This window comes from Streptomyces sp. NPDC002490, assembly GCF_040296045.1.
Classification (GTDB): Bacteria; Actinomycetota; Actinomycetes; order Streptomycetales; family Streptomycetaceae; genus Streptomyces.
Window position 1 is genome coordinate 1 of the sequence record NZ_JBEOWM010000041.1, and the last position, 22833, is coordinate 22833.

General features: G+C 76.2%; 18 protein-coding genes. 5 read left to right on the forward strand and 13 right to left on the reverse strand.

Annotated elements, in window-relative coordinates; all coding sequences use genetic code 11:
• Positions 1 to 144 precede the first annotated feature (144 nt).
• The 3 genes from ABT092_RS23415 to ABT092_RS23425 form a co-directional block, all read right to left on the reverse strand.
• Positions 145 to 1308: an XRE family transcriptional regulator gene (locus ABT092_RS23415; RefSeq protein ID WP_351246951.1), complete on the reverse strand. Its 1164-nt coding sequence runs from the start codon at positions 1306 to 1308 to the stop codon at positions 145 to 147.
• Positions 1309 to 1805: 497 nt separating this feature from the next.
• Positions 1806 to 2261, reverse strand: coding sequence for a DUF3017 domain-containing protein (locus ABT092_RS23420; protein WP_451362928.1), 456 nt, complete (start codon positions 2259 to 2261; stop codon positions 1806 to 1808).
• Entirely contained in the window at positions 2251 to 3114 is an 864-nt protein-coding gene (locus tag ABT092_RS23425) for a bifunctional methylenetetrahydrofolate dehydrogenase/methenyltetrahydrofolate cyclohydrolase (RefSeq protein WP_351246955.1), read from the reverse strand. The genes ABT092_RS23420 and ABT092_RS23425 overlap by 11 nt, the downstream gene beginning before the upstream one ends.
• Positions 3115 to 3366: 252 nt before the next feature.
• On the opposite strand from ABT092_RS23425, the gene ABT092_RS23430 reads away from it, so the two are divergent.
• Positions 3367 to 4029 carry a hypothetical protein gene (locus tag ABT092_RS23430; RefSeq protein ID WP_351246957.1) on the forward strand — a complete coding sequence of 221 codons (663 nt, stop codon included), beginning with the start codon at positions 3367 to 3369 and terminating at the stop codon, positions 4027 to 4029.
• A gap of 119 nt (positions 4030 to 4148) precedes the next feature.
• Here ABT092_RS23430 and ABT092_RS23435 read toward each other — a convergent pair whose 3' ends face one another.
• From ABT092_RS23435 to purN, 3 genes are all read right to left on the reverse strand, one after another.
• Entirely contained in the window at positions 4149 to 5204 is a 1056-nt protein-coding gene (locus ABT092_RS23435; RefSeq protein WP_351246959.1) for a YncE family protein, read from the reverse strand.
• Between the two features lie 454 nt (positions 5205 to 5658).
• Positions 5659 to 7239, reverse strand: a complete 1581-nt coding sequence (purH, locus tag ABT092_RS23440) for a bifunctional phosphoribosylaminoimidazolecarboxamide formyltransferase/IMP cyclohydrolase (RefSeq protein WP_351246961.1) — start codon at positions 7237 to 7239, stop codon at positions 5659 to 5661.
• Entirely contained in the window at positions 7236 to 7853 is a 618-nt protein-coding gene (purN, locus tag ABT092_RS23445; RefSeq protein ID WP_351246963.1) for a phosphoribosylglycinamide formyltransferase, read from the reverse strand. The genes purH and purN overlap by 4 nt, the downstream gene beginning before the upstream one ends.
• Before the next feature lie 446 nt (positions 7854 to 8299).
• Here purN and ABT092_RS23450 point away from each other — a divergent pair, with 446 nt between their 5' ends.
• Complete coding sequence (locus ABT092_RS23450) at positions 8300 to 9157, forward strand: hypothetical protein (RefSeq protein WP_351246965.1); 858 nt, start codon at positions 8300 to 8302, stop codon at positions 9155 to 9157.
• A gap of 78 nt (positions 9158 to 9235) precedes the next feature.
• Here ABT092_RS23450 and ABT092_RS23455 read toward each other — a convergent pair whose 3' ends face one another.
• On the reverse strand, positions 9236 to 10669 hold the full coding sequence (locus ABT092_RS23455; RefSeq protein WP_351246967.1) for an amidase: 1434 nt from the start codon (positions 10667 to 10669) through the stop codon (positions 9236 to 9238).
• Positions 10670 to 10785: 116 nt separating this feature from the next.
• Between ABT092_RS23455 and ABT092_RS23460 the strand changes: the two genes are divergently transcribed.
• Complete coding sequence (locus tag ABT092_RS23460; protein WP_351246969.1) at positions 10786 to 11358, forward strand: TetR/AcrR family transcriptional regulator; 573 nt, start codon at positions 10786 to 10788, stop codon at positions 11356 to 11358.
• Here the strand turns inward: ABT092_RS23460 and ABT092_RS23465 are convergent.
• Entirely contained in the window at positions 11355 to 12665 is a 1311-nt protein-coding gene (locus tag ABT092_RS23465) for a cell division protein PerM (RefSeq protein WP_351247060.1), read from the reverse strand. The genes ABT092_RS23460 and ABT092_RS23465 overlap by 4 nt on opposite strands.
• Before the next feature lie 161 nt (positions 12666 to 12826).
• On the opposite strand from ABT092_RS23465, the gene ABT092_RS23470 reads away from it, so the two are divergent.
• The gene (locus ABT092_RS23470; protein WP_351246971.1) at positions 12827 to 14281 is read left to right on the forward strand and encodes a sigma factor-like helix-turn-helix DNA-binding protein; all 1455 of its coding nucleotides are present in this window, start codon (positions 12827 to 12829) and stop codon (positions 14279 to 14281) included.
• Between the two features lie 72 nt (positions 14282 to 14353).
• Here the strand turns inward: ABT092_RS23470 and sucD are convergent, their stop codons facing one another.
• From sucD to ABT092_RS23495, 5 genes are all read right to left on the reverse strand, one after another.
• Complete coding sequence (gene sucD, locus ABT092_RS23475; RefSeq protein ID WP_351246973.1) at positions 14354 to 15235, reverse strand: succinate--CoA ligase subunit alpha; 882 nt, start codon at positions 15233 to 15235, stop codon at positions 14354 to 14356.
• Positions 15236 to 15255: 20 nt separating this feature from the next.
• Entirely contained in the window at positions 15256 to 16434 is a 1179-nt protein-coding gene (gene sucC / locus ABT092_RS23480; RefSeq protein WP_351246975.1) for an ADP-forming succinate--CoA ligase subunit beta, read from the reverse strand.
• A gap of 314 nt (positions 16435 to 16748) precedes the next feature.
• Positions 16749 to 17948 (reverse strand): VWA domain-containing protein, encoded by a 1200-nt coding sequence (locus tag ABT092_RS23485; protein ID WP_351246977.1) that lies wholly within the window; start codon positions 17946 to 17948, stop codon positions 16749 to 16751.
• A complete protein-coding gene (locus ABT092_RS23490; RefSeq protein ID WP_351246979.1) occupies positions 17945 to 20356 on the reverse strand; it encodes a DUF5682 family protein in 2412 nt (803 codons plus the stop codon). The genes ABT092_RS23485 and ABT092_RS23490 overlap by 4 nt, the downstream gene beginning before the upstream one ends.
• Entirely contained in the window at positions 20353 to 21540 is a 1188-nt protein-coding gene (locus ABT092_RS23495) for an ATP-binding protein (RefSeq protein WP_351246981.1), read from the reverse strand. Before ABT092_RS23495 ends, ABT092_RS23490 begins: the two co-directional genes overlap by 4 nt.
• A gap of 260 nt (positions 21541 to 21800) precedes the next feature.
• On the opposite strand from ABT092_RS23495, the gene ABT092_RS23500 reads away from it, so the two are divergent.
• Entirely contained in the window at positions 21801 to 22793 is a 993-nt protein-coding gene (locus ABT092_RS23500) for an SWIM zinc finger family protein (RefSeq protein WP_502968491.1), read from the forward strand.
• The last annotated feature ends 40 nt before the right edge of the window (positions 22794 to 22833 follow it).

Genomic DNA, 22833 nt, shown 5'->3' on the forward strand with positions numbered 1-22833 from the left:
TTTCCCCCCCCCCCCCTCTTCCCTCTGGGGGGGGGGGGGGGGGGGGGGGGGGGGGGGGGCGCGGTCGATTCGGCCGGAAAGCGTCGACCGCACGGGCCCGGTCGGGCTCGTGCGGTCGCAGCCTGCGGGGCGCCCCGCCGGGGGCTACTCCGTGCAGCCCTTGGTGGCCGCGACGACGGCGCACGCCTCGGCCTCGTCGGCGGTCTTGACCGCCACCATCGGCGTGTAGGCGTCGCTGTCGGGCGCGGCGCCCACCTCGCCGGTCTGCTTCTTGGCGCCGGGGGCGGCGATCTCCAGGGTGTCGCCGCCGGACGCCTGGGTGATCCGCGCCCAGGCGGCCTCGCAGGTCTTGCTGTAGCGGACCTCGACGGTGGCGGCGCCGACCCGGACGGTGGTGGCGGTGCGCGCGTACTCGCCGCCGCAGCCCATGGTCTCCGGGTCCTTGCCCGTGCAGTCGGTGCCGCTGCACTCCACCCCGGCGGGCAGCGGCTTCTTGCTGGCCGGGGCGGACGGGGTCGGCTTGGCCTCCGCCTCCTCGCCGGCTCCGAAGCCGCCGGTGAGGTGGAACGCCCCCGCGATCAGGAGGACCGCGCCGACCGCGCCGGCGGCGAAGAGGGTGGCCCTCCGCTTGCCGGCAGCCGGGCCGCCGGGGCGGCCGGGGCCGGGCGGGGGTCCGCCGGCGGGGCGACCGGGCGGGGGCGTGCCGGGAGGGGCGGCGTGGGCGGGACGGCGGGCGGCGGGGCCGTTGGGGACGGCGCCGCCGAGCGGGCCCTGGTAGCGGACGCTCTGGAAGGTGACGTCGGCACCGGGGGTGCCCCCGGGCGGGGTGGAGTGCTGGGGGCCGCGGGCCGCGTGGGCGCCGCCCCGGCCGGCGGGTGCTCCGCCGGGGCGTCCCGGCGGGGCGGTGGGGCCGGGGCGCGAGCCGGCGGCCTTGCGTGCGGCGGCCCGGCCGCCGGCCTCGGGGCCGCCGGTCTCGCCGAGCGCGGCCCGCGCCTGGGAGATCCGGATGGCTTCCATGGTCATGTCATGGCGCATCTCGGAGCGGCTCCAGGCCCGCTCCGCCAGTTCCCACAGGGTCGTCAGGTGGACGGGGTTGGTGCCGGTGACCTCGGCGAGGGCGACGATGGCGCCCTTCGGGGCGAGCAGCCGACCGTTCAGGTAGCGCTCCCACGACGTCTTGCTGTAGCCCGTGCGGTCGGCGAGCGCGGCGATGCCGAGCCCGCTGCGGTCGACCAGCCTGCGGAGCTGCCCGGTGAACTCCTTGACCTGCGGGTCGAGTTCCTCCGGCAAGTCCTTCCAACGAGGCATCGTGTCCCCTATCCCCCCGAACGAACCGGTACGCCGTCTACATCACTCTGTGTACACGTGAACCACGCACCCGTGCTCCCTACCGGACCGGTTTACCCACAGGGATGCCCGGGCCGGGGAGACCAGTTCCCCACCCGGGGGCGCACGGAGGCGTTCGAACCACCCCGCGCGCGCCGTTCGCACGCCGAAGGGTCCGGTGCCTGCGCGCCAGTGTCCCACCGTCGGGGCCGTCCGCGATACGGAACCTGGCGTTCGGTTTCAGCGGCTTCGGCACCGGTCCGGACGGCGAATCCGGTGCCGTGCTCGGCGGTTCGTCGGGGCACCGTACCGCGTGGCGCGCGCGCCGATCCCGTCCGGTGCGACGCGGATCACGTTCGGTGCACCCGGGGACGACAGCGGCCCGCGCCCCGGGAGGGGGCGCGGGCCGTCGGGCCGCACTCGAACGGCCGCCGATGCGGCCGAACGCCCGAGCGAACGAGTCGCGCCGGGCGTCCCCGTCACCTCTTGACCGTGTAGTGCAGCACGTCGTCGAGGAACGGGATCTCCAACAGCGGCTTCGGCTGGGCCATCAGCGCCAGCAGGAGGATCGATCCGCCCAGCACCCCGTAGGTGATCAGGTCGGTGAAGCGGGAGCGGACCGCCAGCATCCCCACCGAGGGCAGCGCCCAGCGCAGCACCGCCCCGCCGAGCAGCCCGATGCCGATCAGCGCCGTCCCGAGCCGGAAGAGGTCCAGCCCGGTCAGCGCCAGCCCCGCGCCGACCGTGGCGAGCACCGCGATCAGGGGCCACTGACGGGCCGGGGCGGGGGCGTCGCCGGGGGCCGCCCGGCCGCCGCCCTCGGGCCGGGCGGTGTCCCGGGTGAAGGAGAAGCGGCGGTTGCGGACCTTCACGACCCTCGGCCCGGGGGTCGGGCCGTTCGGGGTGGAGGCGGTGCCCGCAGCGTCAGCCGACACCGTTCGCGTTCCGTTCGGCCGCCTCGACGACGTTGACGAGCAGCTGCGCACGGGTCATCGGGCCGACCCCGCCCGGGTTCGGCGACAGCCAGCCCGCGACCTCGGCGACCCCGGGGTGCACATCGCCGACGATCTTGCCGTTCTCGTCCCGCGAGACGCCCACGTCCAGGACGGCGGCGCCCGGCTTCACGTCCTCCGGCTTGATCAGGTGCGGCACGCCCGCCGCGGCCACCACGATGTCGGCCCGCCGCAGGTGGGCGGCGAGGTCCCGGGTGCCGGTGTGGCACTGGGTGACCGTGGCGTTCTCGGAGCGGCGGGTGAGCAGCAGCGGCATCGGGCGGCCGATGGTGACGCCGCGGCCGACCACGACGACCTCGGCCCCGTTGATCTCCACGCCGTGCTGGCGCAGCAGCCGGACGATGCCGTACGGGGTGCAGGGCAGCGGGCCCGGCTCGTTGAGGACCAGGCGGCCCAGGTTGGTCGGGTGGAGGCCGTCCGCGTCCTTGGCGGGGTCCATGAGTTCCAGGACCCGGTTCTCGTCGATGCCCTTCGGCAGCGGGAGCTGGACGATGTAGCCGGTGCAGGAGGGGTCGTCGTTCAGTTCGCGGACGACCGCCTCGATCTCCTCCTGGGAGGCGGTGGCGGGCAGTTCGCGCTGGATGGAGGCGATGCCGACCTGCGCGCAGTCGCGGTGCTTGCCGGCCACGTACTTCTGGCTGCCCGGGTCGTCGCCGACCAGGACGGTGCCGAGCCCGGGCGTGACGCCCCGCTCCTTGAGGGCCGCCACGCGGACGGCCAGTTCGGACTTGATCGCTGCTGCGGTGGCCTTGCCATCGAGAATCTGGGCGGTCATGCCCCCCATCTTCGCGGATGGCCGGCGCGGGGTTCCAATCCGGTCCGGCCGGTGGCCCGCCGCCCGGCCGCCGGCGTCCGGGCGACGGGCCACGCAGGGGAACGGGGTGGACAAACGGGGAGCGGCTCGATCAGCATGGGCCGCACAGTTCCGCGGGCAGTGTCGGGGGGTACGGGCCGCATCTGTCAGCGCTTCCTCCGGGCCGGTCCGCCCCGTTCCGCACGCCCCGACGTCACGGAGGAAGCACCCGCCATGAGTTTCGGCGCCCCGAACGCCCCCTACGGGCAACAACCCGGGCAGCCCGGGAACGGCCAGCCCCCCGGGTGGGGCCAGCAGCCACCGCCGCCGGGCCACCACGCCCACCCGTCGGCCGCCCAGGCCGCCCCGCCCGGCTACGGCCAGCCGGTGCCCGGTCAGCACGGCTACGGGCCGCCCGGCTACGGGTACCCGCAGGCCCCGCCGCTGTACCCGCACGGCGCGGCACCCATGAGCATGCCGGGGCTGATCATGACCGGGCGGGTGTTCCTCTTCGTCCTCAGCGCCTTCTTCATCCTGGGCGGGCTGGTCTTCGGCCTCCTGGTGGGCGCCCTCCAGGACGTCTCCAACGGCACGGGCAGCGGCGAGGAGACCGACTGGTTCGCCGGGCTCGGCTTCCTGGTCGCCGCGGTGTCCCTGGGACTGGGCGCGCTCTCCATCTTCCTGGGCGTCAAGATCGGCAGCGGCGGGACCGGCATCCGCGTCACCACCATCGTGCACGCCTGCCTGCTGGTCCTCCTCGGCGTCGGCAACATCGTCGGCGGCGAGGGGGGCACGGCGACCTTCGCGGGGGTGCTGTGGGTGGTGATGTCGGGCACCGTCCTGGTGTCGATGGTCACCCCGCAGGCGTCGGCCTGGTTCGACCGGCCGCGCCGCTGACGGTGCCCCCGCCCCCGGCGCGAATCGTGTAGCGGTCCCTCCGGGGGGCGGTTCGCCGCTCGGCGCGGGCCGCGCGGAGTGTCCCGATGAGGAGCGGGGCCCGCGCGGCCCGAGCACGGTCAGAAGCCGATGATCCGCAGGTCGGGACCGGACACGGCGTAGAAGGTGTGCCCGTCCGGGCCCAGCGCCACGTCCGCGGCGTTCAGCCCCGGGACGCCCTCGCCGGGGACGACGGCGTTGGTCGCGGTGTCGATCGCCAGGAGCGAGGCGTCCTGGGAGAGCGTGTACAACCGGGTGCCGGCCGCGTTCACCGACAAGGTCCACAGCCACCGGTTCGGGGTGATGTCGTAGCTCGCGGTGACGGCGTCGGTGGCGAGGTCGACGGTGAAGCCCCGGCCCGCGCGGTTCACGCCGAAGAGCCGCGTGTCGTCCGGGGACAGGGCCAGACCGGCGAAGGGGCCGCCGACGGCGCCGTTGGTGTTCTCCACGACGGGGCTGGGACCGCTGGTGTCCAGGTGCGTCAGGCCCCCGCCGCCGGCCACGTACACGTCCCCGCCACCCGGCCGCACGACGACGGACCCGGTGTAGTACCCGGACAGCGTCACCGCGCCGGTGAACGCCTGCTGGCCGGTGTCGAACTGCAACACCCGGGTGCCCTCCGCGGTCGGACGTTGCGGGGCCGTCGGGCCGAACTGCGTCACGTACACCCGCGAGCCGTCCGCGCTGACGGTCAGCTCGCTGAGGTTGCCCTCCAGATACCCCTCCGGGGTGGTCTGGGCCGGCGGCGCGACGCTGGCGACCAGGGTGTTGGTCGCGGTGTCGACCACGCCCAGCAGGGACACCGGCGAGCCGTGGCCGACCCCGTAGAGCACGTACACCCGCGAGCCGTCCGGGCTCACGGCCACATCGGCGGCGGCCGCCCGGTACCCCCCGCTCAGCAGCAGGTCCGCCGTGACGGCCCCGCTCTGCGTGTCGATCACCGCCAGGCCCGAGCCCCTGCCGCGCGACATGGTCGAGACGTACGCCCTGCGGCCGTCCGGGCTGACCGCCACCGACTGGCCTCCCGCCCCCATCTGCACGACCTGCGGGACGCCCCGCACCGGCCCGGCGCCCCCGCCCTCCGTCCGCGCACCGGCCGTGCCCGCACCGGCTACCAGCAGCACCCCCGCGATCACCAGGGAACCTAACCAACGAGCCTTTGACACAAGCGAGTTCACGCGATCCCTCCCCTTGGACCACCGCGCCTGCCACGGCGGTCCGCACAAGCTACGGGGGAAGCTCCGCCGCGCCAATACCCTCTCCTCGCGCCACCTCCGCACCCGGGACATCGGCGGGACGCCGTTGGCGCATTCCGGTCCTCGCGTGACGTCGGCTCCCCGGACCCTGTTGTGGTCCGGGGAGCCGACCTCGTCGCAGATCCCGTTACCGCGGACTCGGGAGGACCAGCCTCCAGCACCAGCTCACCGGCGCCGCGATCAACCCCGTCCGCAGCACCACCCCCACCCCGCGCCCGCACCGGCCCCCTGGCAGCACTTCGCCCCGTCGCATGGCGACGGGGCGAAGCATCAGGGCCCGGAATTGACCGACGGCGTCCCCCGCCAGGTGCCCGGCCCCTCGCGCGGCGCGCGATCAGTGGAAGAAGTGCCGGGTGCCGGTGAGGTACATGGTGACGCCGGCCTTCTTGGCGGCCTCCACGACCAGCTCGTCACGGACCGAGCCACCGGGCTGGACCACCGCCCGCACCCCGGCCGCCAGCAGGATCTCCAGCCCGTCCGGGAACGGGAAGAACGCGTCCGAGGCGGCGAAGGAGCCCCGGGCCCGCTCGGCGCCGGCGCGCTCCACGGCGAGCTTCGCCGAGTCCACCCGGTTCACCTGGCCCATGCCGACGCCGACCGAGGCGCCGTCCTTGGCCAGCAGGATCGCGTTGGACTTGACGGCCCGGCAGGCACGCCAGGCGAAGGCGAGCTCGGCCAGCTCGCCCGGGGACAGCGCCTCGCCGGTGGCCAGGGTCCAGGACGCCGGGTCGTCGCCGTCGGCCTGGAGCCGGTCGGCGACCTGGAGCAGCCGGCCGCCGTCGATCTGCTTGACCTCGACGGTGGCGGCGGGCGCCTGGCGGGCGCGCAGCACCCGGACGTTCTTCTTGCGGGTCAGCACCTCCAGGGCGCCGTCCTCGTAGTCGGGGGCGACGATGACCTCGGTGAAGACCTCGGCGACCTGCTTCGCCATCTCCTCCGTCACCGGCCGGTTGACGGCGATGACCCCGCCGAACGCGGAGACCGGGTCGCAGGCGTGCGCCTTGCGGTGCGCCTCGGCGACGTTGGGGCCGATCGCGACGCCGCACGGGTTGGCGTGCTTGATGATCGCCACGCACGGCTCGTCGTGGTCGTACGCGGCCCGGCGCGCGGCGTCGGTGTCCGTGTAGTTGTTGTACGACATCTCCTTGCCGTGCAACTGCTCGGCCTCCGCGAGCCCACCGCTGCCGTCGACGTAGAGGGCGGCCGGCTGGTGCGGGTTCTCGCCGTAGCGCAGGCTGCTGCGGCGCTCGAAGGTGGCGCCGAGGAAGTCGGGGAACGCGGAGTCGTCGACGGGCGCGTACTCCGAGGCGAACCAGGAGGCGACGGCCACGTCGTAGGCGGCGGTGTGCTGGAACGCCTCGGCGGCGAGCCGCTTGCGGGCGGTCAGGTCGAAGCCGCCGCCGCGCACCGCGGCGAGCACGTCCCCGTAGCGGGCGGGGCTGGTGACCACGGCGACGGAGGGGTGGTTCTTGGCGGCGGCGCGGACCATGGAGGGGCCGCCGATGTCGATCTGCTCCACGCACTCGTCGGCGCTGGCGCCGGAGGCGACGGTCTCCCGGAACGGGTAGAGGTTCACCACCACGAGCTGGAACGGCTCGACGCCCAGCTCCGCGAGCTGGGCGCGGTGGGCGTCGAGGCGGAGGTCGGCGAGGATGCCGGCGTGCACCCGGGGGTGCAGGGTCTTGACCCGGCCGTCCAGGCACTCGGGGAAACCGGTCAGGTCCTCGACCTTGGTGACCGGGACCCCGGCGGCGGCGATCCGCGCCGCGGTGGAGCCGGTGGAGACCAGCTCGACGCCCTCGGCGTGCAGGCCGCGCGCGAGGTCTTCCAGCCCGGTCTTGTCGTAGACGCTGATCAGCGCCCGGCGGATGGCCACCTGCGCCCCGGCGGGGCTCTGCGTACCTTCGGCGGTCACGGGATCTTCACCTTTCGTCCCTCGATCGAGTAGCCGTCCCGGGCCAGCCGGCCGACGACCTCGACGAGCAGCTTGCGTTCGACTTCCTTGATGCGCTCGTGGAGCGCGGTTTCGTCGTCCTCGTCCCGGATCTCGACCACGCCCTGGGCGATGACCGGGCCGGTGTCGACGCCGTCGTCGACGAAGTGGACGGTGCACCCGGTGACCTTGGCGCCGTACGCGAGGGCGTCGCGCACGCCGTGGGCCCCGGGGAAACTGGGCAGCAGTGCGGGGTGCGTGTTGACGGTGCGCCCGCCGTAACGGGCCAGGAACTCCTTGCCCACGATCTTCATGAACCCGGCCGAGACGACCAGGTCGGGCGCGTGGGCGGCGGTGGCCTCGGCCAGCGCACGGTCCCAGGCATCGCGGGTGGGGTAGTCCTTGACCTGCCGGACGAAGGTGGGCAGCCCCGCGCGTTCGGCGCGCTCCAGGCCGACGGTCCCCGGCCGGTCGGCGCCCACGGCGACGACCTCGGCACCGTAGTGCTCGGGTCCCGCGGCGGCGATGGCGTCGAGGAGGGCCTGAAGGTTCGTTCCTGATCCGGAGACCAGCACGACCAGGCGCTTGGCGGCCACGGTGGGGGCCCTTTCTCACGGGGGCGTTCGACGGTCGGCGAGGTGTGCCGTGGTCCGCCGCCGTCCCGCCCCGCGCACGGCGCCTTGGACGTTCGCACGAGGGTGCGGCGGGTCCGGATACGGGGAACCCTACGAAGCGGCCGACCGGCAGCAACGATACCGGCGCCGGTCGCCCGGTCGCCCCCGGGGACGGGCCCGGCGGCCTCCCGGGCGCTCCCGCCCGGCGGACCGGGGCGGAACACCGGGTGGGCACCGTTCGTTCCCCGGGTGTGCCCGGGCCGACGGCACGCTCCGCAGGAGGGGCCGTACGGTCGCGCACCGGGGGCGGGCCCGTACCATCACTGGGGTCCACCGCGGTCCGCGCCGTCCCGGCCGGGCCGCCCAGCCGGATCGGCGCGGACCCCGCGAGATCCACCGCGCTCCACCGAGGGGAAGTCGCACACCCGATGCCGCACCCGAGCCTCCGCCCCCTGCCGCAGCACCCGTGGCCCGCGCCCGGGTCCGTCCACGGCGCCCTCCTGCTGCGGGACCGCGGCCAGACCGAGCAGCCGGGGGCGTCCCCGTCGCACGGCGGCGAGGGCGACGGTTCCGGTGACTCCGGCGGGCGGGACCGGTCCGGCTCGGACCGGGACAACCCCTTCGCGCCGCCGCCCGCGGGCGCCCCGGACCGGCCCTGGCGGCCCCGCCGCTCGGAGGGCTCGGGCGGCTCGGGCCAGGACGGCGACGAGGGCGGCGGGCGGGGCCCGTGGGGCGGCCAGTGGAGCGACCGGCAGCCCGGACGGACGTCCGGGCGGTTCGGGGACCGGCCCGGGCAGGGCTCGGGCCCCGAGGGACAGCCGCCGAACATGCGCTGGGACCCCTCCGACCCGGCGCAGCGCCGGGCCCGGTTCGCCCTGCTCACCGGCATGTGGGCGTTCTTCTTCGCCCTGTTCAGCTGGCCCTACGTGGCGCTGATGCTCGGTGCGCTCGCGGTGTACTGGGGCGTCAGCGCGGTGCGCGGCGGCCCCCGGCGGGACCGGTCCGGCGCGGAGGCCGGGGACGGCGAACGCGCCGGCGCCAAGGGCTCCCGGGGCGCCGCCGAGGGCGGCTCCTCGGTGGCGGTGCGGTCGATGAGCACCGCGGCGATCAGCGGGCTGGTGACCGGCGGGCTGGCGCTGGCGATGGTCGCGGCCACGTTCACCGCCCAGTTGGTGTACCGGGACTACTACGTGTGCGTACGGGACGCGCTGACCGTTCCGCAGCAGGACTCCTGCGAGGACCTGCTACCCAAGGAACTGCGTCCGCTGCTGAGCACCAAGGACTGAACCCCGCTCCGGCACCACCGACGGCGCCCCGCACCCCCCGGTGCGGGGCGCCGTCCGCCGTCCGGGCGGGGCGGCCGGTCAGCCCTCGACGGGCCCCGCCACCGGGAGGGGCTCGACCGGGGTGAGCGGGCCGACGTGCCGTTCGACGGCCTCCGCCCCGATCAGGCAGAGGTCCTCCCGGTACATCGGGCCGATCAGCTGCACGCCCTGCGGCAGTCCGTCCGCGAGCCCGCCGGGCACGGCCACCGCGGGGAGCCCGACGAAGCTGGTCGCCGTGCACAGCCGCATCGCGCGGGTGACCCGCTGGTGCCCGTCCGCGTCCCGGGACTCCAGGCCGGGTTCGACCGGTGGTTCGGTGAAGACCGGCCCGAGGACCAGGTCGTACCGGCGCAGCAGGTGGGCCCAGTCCCGCTGGAGGCCCAGCCGGACGCCGGTCAGCCGGAGGTACTCGGCGAGTTCGACGGGCGGGGTCCGCGCCATCGACAGCTCGACGTAGGCGCGGCTGTCCTCGGGCAGGATCGTGCGCACCCGCGGCCAGGCGAGTGCGAACTCGGTCATCACCAGGTGCCCGTACGCCGCCGTGGTCTCGGCGAGGCGGGGGACGTCCGGGATCTCCTCGACCCGGTGTCCGGCCGCCCGGAGCCCGTCCGCCGCCGCCCCGACGGCCGCCCGGACGTCGGGGTGCACCCCCTGGCCCCCCGGGTCGGCCACCACCGCCACCCGCAGCGGCCCGTCCGGCACCGGCCCGTGCGCCGGCGCGGGCACCACCCGGGGGTCTCGGGGGTCCGGGCCGGCCAGCACCTCGTGGACCAGCCGGAGATCGGCGACGGTACGGGCCAAGGGGCCGTCCACCGGGAGGAGCTGGGAGGCGAGCGGGGGATCGTCGGGGCCGATGCGGTGGTCGGCGGGGTAGCGGCCGTAGGAGGGTTTGAGTCCGACCGTGCCGCAGAAGGCGGCCGGGATGCGGATCGAGCCGCCCGAGTCGTTGCCCAGCCCCAGCGTCGCCATGCCGGAGGCCACGGCGGCGCCGTCACCGCCGCTGCTGCCGCCGGGGGTGCGGCCGGGGTGCCAGGGGTTGCGCGTCGAGCCGAAGAGTTCGCTGTGCGGGTGCATTCCGCCCAGGGTGAGGTCGGGCACGTTGGCGTGCCCGATCGGGACGGCGCCGGCCGCGCGCAGCCGGGCCACCGAAGGGGCGTCCGCCCGCGCCCGGGCCTCCCGGAAGTGCGCCAGACCGTGCGTGGTGGGCACGCCCCGGACGTCGAGGTTCTCCTTCACGGTGAAGGGCACGCCGGCGAGCGGGCCGAGCGGCAGGCCGGCCGACCGCCGCCGGTCGACCTCCCGCGCGTCCCGGCGGGCCTGCTCGACGAAGGTCCGGGTGACCGCGTTGACCAGCGGGTTCACCGCGGCGATCCGGTCGAGGTGGTGTTCCACGACCTCCTCGGCGTCGATCTCGCCCGCGGTGACCGCGGCGGCCAACTCGACGGCGGTGCACTTCCACGGTTCCGATTCCACGGCCCTTGCCTCCCGAGGTTCCGATACAAGTGCATCGGATCGTATCCGGGATTCCGATGCGCTCGCATCGGAATAGGATCGGGCCTCGACCTCGACCCAGGACGGCGGTGCGGAACGTGCCCAGACAGGTGGACCACGACCAGCGGCGGCACCGGGTGGTCGAGGCGGTCTACGCCCTGGCCGACGAACACGGACTGGAGGGCGTGACCCTGCGCGACGTCGCGCGGCGCGCCGGGCTCTCCATGGGGGCGGTCCAGCGTTCCTTCCGCACCAAGGACGAGATGCTCGTCCTCGCCCTGACGCGGGTCAGCGAGGAGTTCACGGCCCGGGTGCGGGCGCTCGCCGCCGAGCCCTCCCCCGCCGCGCTGGCCCGGGTGGCCGTCGACCTCGCCCTGCTGAACGCCGAGCGACGCCCGGACGCCCAGGTCTGGTTGGCGTTCGTGGCCCGGGCCGCCGTCACCCCCGCGATGGCCCGGATCCTGCGGGACGGCTACCCGCAGGTGCACCGACTGCTCGCCGAACTGATCCGCGGGGCGGCCGGCCCCGGGGTGGACGCCGAGCACGAGGCCCGCACCCTGCTCGCCCTCGCCGACGGCCTCACCGTCCAGACCCTGCTGGGCCAGCTCGACCGGGACCGGGCCCGGGAGGTGCTCGACGCGTACGTGCGGCGGCTGGGTCCGCGCGGTTAGCCGCGGGGCCGACGCGCCCGCCCCAGCGCCCCGAGGAAGCCGAGCCAGCCCAGCAGTGCCAGCAGCAGGGCCAGCAGGAAGGCGACCGGCGCGGTCCAGGCGACGGCGGCGACCGCCACCCGCCACCCCACGGGACCGACCCGGCCGAGGTCCGCGACGCCGAGGGGGCCGCCGGAGAGCAGGGCCAGCACCCCGACCGCGGCCCCGCACCACAGGGCGCCCTCCAGGGTGCGCACCGCGCACCGCCATCCGCCGTCGCCCGCGCGGGTGGCGGACCAGGCGATCGCGGCGCCCGCGGCCAACGGCACCACCAACACCGTCCAGCGCAGCCAACCCGCGCCGTCGATCGGGCCGGGCACCGCCGCGAAGAGCGGGAAGGGCGGGAGCGAGGGATCCGCGGAGCCCGCGGTGAACGGGCCGATCGGCGGCCAGGACGAACCGAGGTGGAAGCCGGGCCCCAGGGCGTACCCGGCGCCCCACACCGCGGCGTTCGGCACCAGCACCAGGGCCAGCAGCAACACCGTGAACTGGCCGGACCAGCCCTCGGTGAGGCCGGGGAACGCGGCGCGGACCTCGTCCCCGTGCCACAGCAGCGACACCCCGACGAGCAGGGCACCGCCGCCCACCAGGGCCAGGGCGCCGACGGCGCCGTCCACGGCGGCGGAGCGGGTGCGCCGGCGGAGCGCGGTGCCGTGCGCGTCGCCGCGCAGCAGCGGGAGGCGGGCCGCCCAGGCGGGGCGCCGTGGCGGCCAGCTGCGGCGGGGGCGCCCGTACGCGGTGCGGATGCCGGCCGCCGCGGCGAGTCCGACCAGGGCGGGGACCCAGCCGCAGGTGCTGGCCCAGGCGGGGCGCAGGGCGCCGCCCGCGGTGTAGCCGGCGGCGGCCAGGGCGACGGCGAGGTAGCCGGCGACCACCCCCGACCAGACCAAGGGCACCGCGCCGGGCCGGGCGGCGTCCCGGGCGGCCCGGTGGACCAGCCAGACGGGGAGGGCGACCAGGAGCAGCGGGGTGACGCCGATCGGGGTGGCGAGGCCGGTGAGGGTGTCGGTGCGCAGCAGGTCGGCGCCGTGGGCGAGCAGCCACAGGGCGGCGGCGGTGCGCAGGGCGCCGCCGGGGCCGCTGTCCGGGTAGGGCGAACTGATCCACAGGGCCAGGACGAGCAGGGTGCAGAGGCTGAGGCCGAGGACGGCGGCCATCGCCCCGGAGACCAGGCAGGCGCCGAGGGCGGGGAGGCGGTCCCGCACCGGGGCGAAGGGGGGTGAGGGGGCCGGTGCTTCGGGGGCGGGCGGGGCGGGGGCGGGGGGCATCCGGGTCACGCCGTCATGCTCCCAACGACACGCGCCTTCTCCGCGTAACGAGCGATTACCGGATGTGTCGCTCAAAATACTTTTATGTTCTTTTCCGCTCGACGGCAGGGCCCGAGAACGGTGTCCGCGGGGCCGCCCCGCCCGGGTGCGGGGGGTCCGCGGTGAGCCGGCGCACCGCCGCCCCGCTGCCGTCCCCGGGGGAACGCCGACGGCTGCGCGAGGCGGGCGGGCTCACCCCGGAGCAGGTGGCCGACCGGGTGGGGGTCACCCGGGAGACCGTGCGGTCCTGGGAGGCCGGGCGCACCGCTCCGCGCGGCCGCAAGCGCGAGGCGTACGCGGCTCTGCTCGCCGGGCTCCACGCCCGCGCCGAACACGCGGCACGCACCGAACACGCGGCACGCACCGACCCCGCCGGCGGCCCGGACCCCGCCGCACCCCTCGACCCCGTCGCCCGACCGGCGGATCCGGCGGCCCCCGTGGCCTCCGCCGCCGCTCCGGGCCCCGCCCCCGCTTCGCCCCCGACAGCCGGTCCCCCGTCTCCGGTGCCGCCGGGGTCCTCCGAGGTTCCCGCGGGGGCGGCCCGGGTCCCGCCGCGGGACCGGCAGCGGCCTCCGGCCCATCCGCCGGACCGGCGCGACCGGCACTCCCGCAAGCCCCCTCAGCACTCCACCACTCCCCCGCGGACGGTCCCGGTCCGCCACGGTCACGCAGCGCCCGGAGGGCCGTCATCCGTGAACGCCATCGCCCACCCCCTGAGCGTCCCCTTCGGTCGTCGGCACGCCGTGGACGGTTCGGTGCTCCTCGCCGACCGGACCACCGGACTCACCCCCGCCCAGGCGTTCGACCGGTTGTACGGGCACAGCGCCCCGGCGCTGGTGCGCCAGACCTATCTGCTCACCGGACGGCGGGCGCTGGCCCAGGAGTCGGTGGAGCGGGCGTTCCACCAGGCGTGGCAGCGGTGGCCGGAGGTGGCCGTGGACCGGGACCCGGCGGGCTGGGTGCGGGCCGCCGCGTACGAGTACGCCGTGTCGCCGTGGCACCGGTTCCGGCGCGCGCACCGCCAACCGGAGCCGCCCCCCGCGCATCCGGAGGACCACGCGCTGCTGGACGCGCTGCTCGCGCTGCCGCCGTCCTACCGGCGCACGCTGCTGCTGTACGACGGGGTCGGGCTGGACCTGCCGGAGACCGCGGCGGAGACCGAGGCCAGCACCCCGGCCGCGGCGGGCCGGCTGACCCGAGCGCGGCGCAGCGTCGCCGAGCGGCTGCCCGCCTTCGCCGAGCCCGAGGCGCTGCGGCGGGGCCTGGAGCGGCTGGCCCGCGGCGAGAAGCTCCAGCCGCCGCGCACGGACACCATCCGGGCCGAGTGCGAGCGGCGCGCCCGGTTCTGGACCCGGACCGCGATCGCGTTCACGGTGCTGATCCTCGGCGCCACCGCCCTGACCCTGCGCACCGCGCCCACCGCCTACGAACCGCCCGAGGCGCCGCCGGAGACCGTCCGGGGGGTGCCGCCGCGGATGGGCCCGGGGCCGCTCACCGAGGACCGGCGGGCGCTCCGCGACCGGCTGCGCGAGGCCCCGGGGCACGGCCCCCACCGGGTGCATCCGCAGCTCCGCTGAGCCCGCGCGGGGAAGACGCCGGTGGCCCGCACCCCGAGGGGGTGCGGGCCACCGGCGATACCGGAGCGCGGACTACTTGAGCAGCTCGCGGGCGAGGACCGCGGTCTCGGTCGGGGTCTTGCCGACCTTGACGCCCGCGGCCTCCAGGGCCTCCTTCTTGGCCTGGGCCGTGCCGGAGGAGCCGGAGACGATGGCGCCGGCGTGGCCCATGGTCTTGCCCTCGGGCGCGGTGAAGCCCGCCACGTAGCCGACGACCGGCTTGGTGACGTTGGCCTTGATGAAGTCGGCCGCCCGCTCCTCGGCGTCACCGCCGATCTCGCCGATCATGACGATCAGCTCGGTCTCGGGGTCCTCCTGGAACGCGGCGAGCGCGTCGATGTGCGTGGTGCCGATGATCGGGTCGCCACCGATGCCGACGGCGGTGGTGAAACCGATGTCGCGCAGCTCGTACATCATCTGGTACGTCAGCGTGCCGGACTTCGACACCAGGCCGATGCGGCCCGGCTTGGTGATGTCACCGGGGATGATGCCGACGTTCGACTGACCCGGGGTGATGATGCCGGGGCAGTTGGGGCCGATGATCCGGGTCTTGTTGCCCTTCTCGACCGCGTACGCCCAGAAGGCCGCCGAGTCGTGCACGGCGATGCCCTCGGTGATCACCACGGCGAGCGGGATCTCGGCGTCGATCGCCTCGACGACCGCGTCCTTGGTGAACTTCTCCGGCACGAAGATGACGGTGACGTCGGCGCCGGTCTTGTCGATCGCGTCCTTGACCGAGCCGAAGACGGGGATTTCGGTGCCGTCGAAGTCGACCGTGGTGCCCGCCTTGCGCGGGTTCACGCCGCCGACGACGTTGGTGCCGTCACCGAGCATGAGGCGGGTGTGCTTCATGCCGGTCGCCCCGGTCATGCCCTGGACGATGACCTTGCTGTCCTTGGTGAGGAAGATAGCCATGGCTGTGGAAACCTCGTCCCTTACTTCGCAGCCGCGAGCTCGGCGGCCTTGTCGGCCGCTCCGTCCATGGTGTCCACGCGCTGCACCAGCGGGTGGTTGGCGTCGGACAGGATCTTGCGACCCAGCTCCGCGTTGTTGCCGTCGAGACGGACGACGAGGGGCTTGGTGACCTCTTCGCCCTTGTCCTTGAGCAGCTGGAGGGCCTGGACGATGCCGTTGGCGACCTCGTCGCAGGCGGTGATGCCGCCGAAGACGTTGACGAACACGGACGTGACGTCCGCGTCGCCCAGGATGATCTCCAGGCCGTCGGCCATGACCTGCGCCGAGGCGCCGCCGCCGATGTCGAGGAAGTTGGCGGGCTTGACGCCGCCGTGGTTCTCGCCGGCGTAGGCGACGACGTCCAGGGTGCTCATCACGAGACCCGCGCCGTTGCCGATGATGCCGACCTCGCCGTCGAGCTTGACGTAGTTGAGGTTCTTGGCCTTGGCGGCGGCCTCCAGCGGGTTGGCCGCGGCCTTGTCCTCCAGGGCGGCGTGCTCCGGCTGGCGGAACTCGGCGTTGGCGTCCAGGGACACCTTGCCGTCGAGGGCGATGACCCGGCCGTCGGCGACCTTGGCCAGCGGGTTGACCTCGACCAGGAGCGCGTCCTCGGCCTTGAAGGTGTCCCACAGGGTGACCAGGATCTCGGCGACCTGCTCGGCGACCTCGGCCGGGAACTTCGCCTGGGCGACGATCTCGCGGGCCTTCTCGATGGTCACGCCCTGGTTGGCGTCCACGGGCACCTTGGCGAGGGCCTCGGGGGTCTTGGCGGCGACCTCCTCGATGTCCATGCCGCCCTGGACCGACGCCATGGCGAGGAAGGTCCGGTTGGTGCGGTCCAGGAGGTAGGAGACGTAGTACTCCTCGGCGATCTCCGGGGCCGTCTCGGCGATCATCACCTTGTGGACCGTGTGGCCCTTGATGTCCATGCCGAGGATGTCCGTCGCGCGGGCGACGGCCTCGTCGGGCGTCGCGGCCAGCTTGACGCCGCCCGCCTTGCCACGACCGCCGACCTTCACCTGCGCCTTGACGACCGACTTGCCGCCCAGTCGCTCGGTCGCCTCGCGCGCCGCCTCAGGCGTGTCGATGACTTCACCGGCCAGCACCGGTACACCGTGCTTGGCGAAGAGGTCCCTCGCCTGGTACTCGAACAGGTCCACGCGCGTCCGTCCCTATCGTGATCTCGCGGTTCGTTGTCTGCGTGGGCGTGCCGCGATGGGCAACGTGACTCCGCGGTCACTTGGGATGCGCACACGGTCGGCCGGGCACGCGGCATGTCCGTCTCGCAGGTTATCCCCGTCCGGTGGGGGACTTCTCGCCGTGGGTGGTCCGGAGCCGGTGATAACAGTCACAGGGGCGCACGAGGCGGGTGGGAGGGCCGTGGGGCGGGGGGCGCGCCCCTGGTGTCCGGGCCCCCGCGACGGCCCCCCGGGGCCGGGCGGGAGGGGTGCGGGCGCCGGCGGCCGCCCCGCCCCTACCGGGTGCCGGCGCCCTCCCCGGCGGTGGGCGGGACGACCGGACGGCCCTCCAGCGCGGCGGCCATGACCTCGGGGAACGCGTCGGGCGTGCAGGCGAAGGCGGGGACGCCGAGCGCGGCGAGCTCGGCCGCCTGCCGGTGGTCGTAGGCCGGAGCGCCCTCGTCGCAGAGGGCGAGCAGCACCAGGCACCGCACCCCGGACGCCCGGAGCGCCGCGACCCGTTTCGTCAGCTCGCCCCGCACCCCGCCCTCGTACAGGTCGGATATCAAGACGAGGACCGTTTCGGCCGGCCGGGTGATCCGCTGCTGGCAGTGGGCGAGGGCCCGGGCGATGTCCGTGCCGCCGCCGAGCCGGGTGCCGAAGAGCACGTCCACCGGATCGTCCAGCGCCTCGGTGAGGTCCACCACCGCGGTGTCGAAGACGACCAGTCGGGTGGTGAGCGTCCGGATCGACGCCAGCACCGCGCCGAAGACCGCCGCGTACACCACGGACGCCGCCATCGAACCGGACTGGTCGACGCAGAGGAACACGTCCTTGCCGACCGCCCGGTCCGCCCGCCCCCGGCCGACCAGCCGTTCCGGGACGAGCGTGCGGTGCTCCGGCAGGTAGTGGACCAGGTTGGCGGCGATCGTCCGGTTCCAGTCGATGTCCCGGTGACGGGGGCGCCGCACCCGGGCGCCCCGGTCCAGGGCGCCGCGGACGGCGGTGCGGGTACGGGACGCGAGCCGGCGCTCCAGCTCCGCCACCACGGTGCGGACCACCGTGCGCGCCGTCTCCCGGGTCCGCTCCGGCAGGGCCTGCCGCAGTGACAGCAGGACGCCCACCAGGTGGACGTCCGGAGTGACCTCCGCCAGGAGCTCCGGCTCCAGCAGCAGCGCGGCGAGCCCGAGCCGGTCGATCGCGTCCCGCTGCATCACCTGGACCACCGAGGACGGGAAGTGGGTGCGGACGTCGCCGAGCCAGCGGGTGACGGAGGGGGCGGAGGCACCGAGGCCGCCGGTGCGGTCGGCGCCCGGGGACGCGGGGTCGGGCCGCTCGTAGAGGGCGGCGAGGGTGCGGTCCAGTGCGGCGTCACGGGCGGAGAGGGGCGGCGCCGGATCCGGGGCGGCCGGCGCACCGAGCACCAGCCGCCAGCGTCGGGCCCGCTCCGCGGCCGGGTCCGGCAGGGGCGCGGGCGGAACGTCCGGTGCGGTCATGCGGGGGTCTCCTCGCCGGGTGCCGGGGGGTCGGGGGTGGGCGGGCCGGGCCCGAGGAGCAGCGTCAGGACCGTGTCGACCGCGGCGGCCCGCACCGGGTCGGGTTCCGCGCCGAAGCCGGTCGCGGCCGGGCCGGCACCGCCGGGCCCGGCCCGCCCGCGGACCAGTTCGCCCAGGGTGCGGCGGACGGCCGGCTCGTAGGCGGCGAAGGTCCGCCGCAGCAGCGGCAGCACCTCCGTGAACGCCTGCGCGGGAACCGCGCACAGCCAGCGGTCGACCAGTTCCCGCACCCGCGGGTCGTGGACCAGGAGCAGGCCGCCGCCGGGCCCCCCGCCGACGAATCCGTCCAACCAGGCGGCGGCCTCCCGCGGCGGGGTACCGGGCGACAGGGCCAGGCCCAGCAGTCGGGCCGCCGCCTCCTCGGCGAGTTCGCCCTCGTCCAGCAGGACGCGGGCGGCCCGCCCCCGGAGGGTGCCGTGCACCCGCTCCCGGATGGCGAGCAGGTGCAGCACTCCGTACCAGCGGGCGAGCGGACCGGCCCGGGGGGCCGCACCCCGTCCGCCGGCCCGGCCGGCCGGGGCGGGCGGGGCGCCCGGGCCCGGCCGGGGGTCGGGTGCGCCCGGTGCTGCCGGGGGCGGCGCGGGGGCCCGGGCGAGCAGGCCCACCGCGCCGTGCACCGCGTCCAGGTGCACCCGCATCGCGGCGGCGGCCTCCTCGTCCAGCGCCGTGCACGCCGGGGGCAGGCCCACGCACACCCGTTCGGCGAGGCCCTCGGCGACGGTGCGCAGCGCGCCCGTGTCGGTGCCCCGGACGTCGCCGTACCGCACCGCCCGGACCAGGGCGGGCAGTGCGGCGGCCAGCCGGCCGACGTCCGGGTCGAGGGCGGCCCGGTCGGCGAGCACTCGCATCACCGCCGTCAGCGCCTCCCCGAGGTCGGCCAGCAGACAGCGCTCGGCCAGCGCGGTGACCTCGGCGAGCCCCTCGGCGGACACCGCCCGCGCCCGGGCGCGGGCGGCAGCGGCCTCCCGCACCGTGCTCCCCCACACGCCCGCCTCGGCGACCCGCACCGCGAGTTCCGGTCGCCATCGCAGTCGCCACGCCTCCCGGAAGGTGCCGGTGCCGGGGCGGGCGTCCACCAGCTCGCCCCAGGCCACGTCGAGCAGGCGCAGCCGGTGCAGCAGTCGGCTGCGTTCGGCGTCGAGGGGCTTGCGCAGGTCGAGTTCCCGCTCCCGTTCCGCCGCTTCGGGAGCGAGCCGCAGGGTGCGCTGGAGCCGGTTCAGGTCCCGCTGGAGCGGTGCGGCGGGCGCCGCCTCGGGCACCCGCCCCAGGGCGTCCCCGACGACGAGCCGGTCGTGCACCAGGGCCAGCGGCACGTCCGATCCCCCGCACATCACGGCCCGCACCGCGTCCAGGGTCTCGGGCAGCCCGGGCAGCGGCCGGCCGCGGAGCGCGGCCAGCGCCCCGGCCAGCCGCACGGCCTCGATCACCTCGGCGGAGGAGACGGCCCGCCCCTCGGCCCGCAGCAGCCCGGCGACCTCGGTCAGCCAGCGCTCCACGGGGCGGTCGGGGCTACGGAACAGGTGCCCGTACCAGCCGGGCGAGCCGATGCCCGCGCCGTACCCGTCGTCCCGGGTCAGCCTGCGGTGGGTCCACGGCACCCAGGTCAGCTCCGCCCGCACCCGCGGCAGCCCGCGCAGCCGCTCCCGGTCGGCGGCGACCGGGACCGGCCGGCGCAGCGCCGGCACGTGCCAGGCGCCGCACACCACGGCGACCCCGTCACCGAACTCCCGGCGGGCCGACCGCAGTCGCAGCCGCATGTGGGCCTCGCGGGCCACCTCCCAGCCGGGGTCGCCCCCGGCCCCGGCAGACGCCGGTTCCGCCTCCCGCAGGGCGGTCATCGCGTCCGCCAGCGCCGCGAACGGGGCCAGCGGATCGCCGGGGGCGGCCGTGGCCGAGGGGTGTTCGACCGCGTCCTCCCACCACTGCTCGGGGTCGGAGTGGCCGGCCGCCGCGGCGAGTTCGGCCACCGGGTCGCGGTGCCCCGCGGGTCGGGACGGGGCGGACGGCCGGGCCAACGAGTGGGCGGCCGGGATGTCGACGAACCGCACCGGCACGCCGCGCCGCAGGGCCCAGCGCAGGGCGACCCACTCCGGGGAGAACTCCGCGAACGGCCAGCAGGCCGTGGCCTCCGGGTCGTCCGGCACCCGGGCCAGCAGCGCCACCGGGGGCCGCATCCCCGGGTCGGCGGCGAGCGGCAGCAGGGCGTCGGCCTCCGGGGGCCCCTCGATCAGCACGGCCGGCGGCTCCGCCGCCGTCAGGGCGGCGGCCACGCCGCGCGCCGAGCCGGGGCCGTGGTGGCGGACGCCGAGCAGCAGCGGGCCGACCGCGGGGGTGCGCGTCCCGGTCATGCGCCCACCTCCCGGCAGGCGCGGTAGAGGTCCGTCCAGCCCTCGCGTTCGCGGACCACCGTCTCCAGGTACTCCTCCCAGACCACCCGGTCGGTGGCCGGGTCGCGGACGACGGCCCCTCGCAGTCCCGCGGCGAGGTCGGCGGGGCGCAGCGCGCCGTCGCCGAAGTGGGCGGCGAGCGCCAGTCCCTGGGTGACCACGGAGATCGCCTCGGCGGTGGAGAGCGTGCCGCTGGGGGACTTCACCCTGGTCCGGCCGTCGACGGTGACCCCCTCGCGCAGTTCGCGGAAGACCGTGACCACCCGTCGGATCTCCCGGGCGCCGTCCGTCGCGGGCGGCAGGTCGAGCGCCCCGCCGAGCTGTCCGACCCGGCGGGCGACGATCTCGACCTCGTCGTCGGCGCTCGCCGGCAGCGGCAGCACCACCGTGTTGAACCGGCGGCGCAGCGCGCCGGACAGTTCGTTGACGCCGCGGTCGCGGTCGTTGGCGGTGGCGATGAGGTTGAAGCCGCGGACGGCCTGGACCTCCTCGCCGAGTTCGGGGATCGGCAGGGTCTTCTCGGAGAGGACCGTGATGAGGGAGTCCTGCACGTCGGCGGGGATGCGGGTGAGTTCCTCCACCCGGGCCAGCCGCCCCTCGGCCATGGCCCGCAGCACGGGGCCGGGGACGAGCGCCTCGCGGCCGGGCCCGTGCGCCAGCAGCCGGGCGTAGTTCCAGCCGTAGCGCAGTGCTTCCTCCGGGGTGCCCGCGGTGCCCTGGACCAGCAGGGTCGAGTCCCCGCTGACGGCCGCCGCGAGGTGTTCGGAGAGCCAGGTCTTCGCGGTGCCGGGCACTCCGAGCAGCAGCAGGGCGCGGTCGGTGGCGAGGGTGGTGACGGCGACCTCGACGACGCGCCGCGGGCCGACGTACTTGGGGGTGATGACGGTGCCGTCCGGGAGGCTGCCGCCGAGGACGTAGGTGGCGACGGCCCGCGGCGAGAGCCGCCAGCGCTCCGGGCGGGGACGGTCGTCGTGGACGGCGAGCGCGGCGAGTTCGGCGGCGAAGGCGTCCTCGGCGTGCGGCCGGAGCACCTCGGTCCCGACGCCTGCGGACGGTGCGGACGGTGCTCCCGGCGGCGGTGCGGCCGAAGCCGTCGGCGACACGGACGGTGAGGAAGTGGATGGTGTGGGCACGGGCACGGACATGTGGCGGTCCCCCTCCAGATCGAAGCTTTCTGATCCGCTGTCCACCGTGCACCACGCCACTGACAATGCCCTCCACTCTCGGCGAACGTGCAGGTCAGGGCGGATTGTCAGTGGCGCCCCCTACGGTCGGTGACATGACGGGAGAGGAGGCGCGGGGCATGCCGGGGACACGGGGGACGGGAAACGGGCCGCACGCAGCCGTAGGTGACCGTGCGTCACACACAGGTCCGGCCGGTGCCGTCCGCGGGGGCACCGCCCCGGTGGACCCGGAGGCGGCCCGCCGGCGGGCGGAGCGGCGGGCCGCGCGGGTCACGGCCGGGGCCGGGGAGTTGCGGGAGCGGCTCGCCGACGTGCTGCGCGGGGGGCTGGCCGCGGCCGAACGGGAGGGGGCCGCGGCGTGGGAGGAGACCGCGGCGCGGATGGTGGACGCGCAGGCGCCCGGACTCGCGGCGCGGGTGCGGGGGTTGGGCGCACTGCCGGGGGCCGGGCCGGGGGGACCGGCCCGGTTGGTGGAGGAGTGCGCGCTGCTGCACCTGCTGGTCGGGGGGTGGCTGCGCCGGGACTCCCTGCCGGCCCCGCTGGCCGCCACGGTGCGCACCCGGGTGGGGCTGCCGCCCGTGCCGCGGGGGGAGCCGGTGCCGGACCGGTGGCTGGTGCTGGCGCAGCACGACCACCAGGACCCGTACGACCGGGGCGGGGGCGCCCGGTTGACGGTCCGCCGGATCTGGGTGCACGGGGCGGTGTCCGGCCGGACGGGGCTGGTGCTGTCGTACGGGGCACCGGGGCGGGCGCCCGAACTGTCGCTGCCGGTCGGGGGCGTGGTGGCGGCGACGGCACTCCCCCACCCGGGGGCGGCGTGGTCGCGGCTGGACCTGGGGGAGGTGCGCGGGGTGACGCCGCCGCCCCCGGGCGGGCGGGCGCCCGGGGCTCGGGTCCCGGCGGGCGGGTCGGTGGCGGCGGCGCTCGCCGGGTACGGGGCGACGGTGGCGGCGGACCCCTGGACGGAGGGGCGGGCGGTGACGCTCGCGGGAGTGGTGCCCGTGCTCACCGGGGAGGGGCGGGGGCAGGTGGTCGAGCCGTCGACCGGTCGGGCGCTGCCGTTCGCGCCGGAGTTCCCGCGGGGCGCGGCGCCGTGGCGGCTGGTCGCCTTCGCGGGCGGCACGGGGGTGACCGTCTTCGGGGAGCTGGGGCACACGGGTCTGCGCCCGCTCGCCGTGTGGGGCGCGGACGGGGTGGTGGTGCCCCTGGGGTGACGCGGACGGGGCGAGGGCGGATCGGCGGACCGAGGGAGCG